Origin of the sequence: Faecalibacterium langellae (assembly GCF_002549775.1) — a bacterium.
Taxonomy (GTDB): Bacteria; Bacillota; Clostridia; order Oscillospirales; family Ruminococcaceae; genus Faecalibacterium; species Faecalibacterium langellae.
The window spans coordinates 1-1,137 of record NZ_NMTR01000007.1 but is presented as its reverse complement, the minus strand read 5'-3'; the positions used below and the strand labels follow the sequence as shown (position 1 = coordinate 1,137).

The window sequence follows — 1,137 nt, the reverse complement described above, 5'->3', positions numbered from 1 at the left end:
TGCGGAAACAGATCTCGGATGTGCTGGACACCGCAATGAGCTTTGAAGATTTCTCGGACAGGCTCTTGCAGCAGTACGGAATCACGGTCAAGGAAAGCCGTGGTCGGCTCAGCTATCTGCCCACTGGCAGAACAAAGTTCATTCGAGCGAAACATCTCGGTGACAAGTTCGATAAGGCGGCAGTGCTTGCCACGTTGCAGGCAAACGCAGAGCGCAAACCCAAGGTACAGTCCAAACCGACCAACCTTGCAAAGCTGATCGATATTCAGGCAAAGCTGACCGAAGGCAAGGGCATTGGCTACGAATGTTGGGCAAAGAAGTTCAACCTCAAAGCCATGTCGCAAACTCTGATCCTCTTGCAGGAGAAAGATTTGCTCAACGAGGATGACCTGAACCAGCGCATCGCCGAACTGGAAACCAAGTATCACGATTCACTGGCAGTGGTGAAAGACCTTGAAGGTCGCATGAAAGCCAACAAAGAGCTGCGCTATCATGTCACAGCCTACGCCAATGCCAAGAGCGTCGCACAGCAGTTAAAGACCGCCAAGCGACCCGCAGTCTTTGAGGAGCAGCACCGTGCAGAGCTGACAGCGTACCGGGCGGCAGCAGCCTATTTTAAGGCAAACAACCTCACCAAGCTGCCCAGCCCGAAAAAGCTGGAAGCTGAGTACGCGCAATTGGCATCCGAAAAGGCAACGTTCTACGAGCAGTACAAGGAAGCCAAAGAAGAACTGCTCAAACTGAAAACCGCAAAGCAGAATGTTGCGTCCTTTTTCCGGGAGGAAGATCAGACGCAGCAGGAGAGATAAAGGAGTGTGCGTATGATCAATCTGAAAATCGACCCGGAGTTCCAGTCTCAGATTCCCCCTCTGACCGATGATGAATTTAAGCAGCTTGAAGAAAACATCCTCAAAGAGGGCAAGCTGATTTCTCCTTTGATCGTGTGGAACAACACACTTGTTGACGGACACAATCGTTATGCAATCCTCCAAAAGCACCCAGAGATTTATTTCTCCACCATGCCGCTCCGATTTGAGAACCGCGAAGAAGCCATTGCGTGGATTTGCCGGAATCAGTTGGGACGGCGAAACCTGAGTCCCGAACAGAAACGCTATCTGCTTGGGAAGCAGTACGAAG

General features: G+C 51.3%; 1 protein-coding gene and 1 pseudogene. Both read left to right on the top strand.

Annotated features, from left to right (window positions below; genetic code table 11):
• Nucleotides 1-809: pseudogene (locus CGS49_RS03160) on the top strand (relaxase/mobilization nuclease domain-containing protein); the annotation flags it as partial.
• Between the two features lie 12 nt (nt 810-821).
• A partial coding sequence (locus CGS49_RS03155; RefSeq protein ID WP_489752630.1) for a ParB N-terminal domain-containing protein occupies nt 822-1,137 on the top strand: 316 nt, incomplete at its 3' end.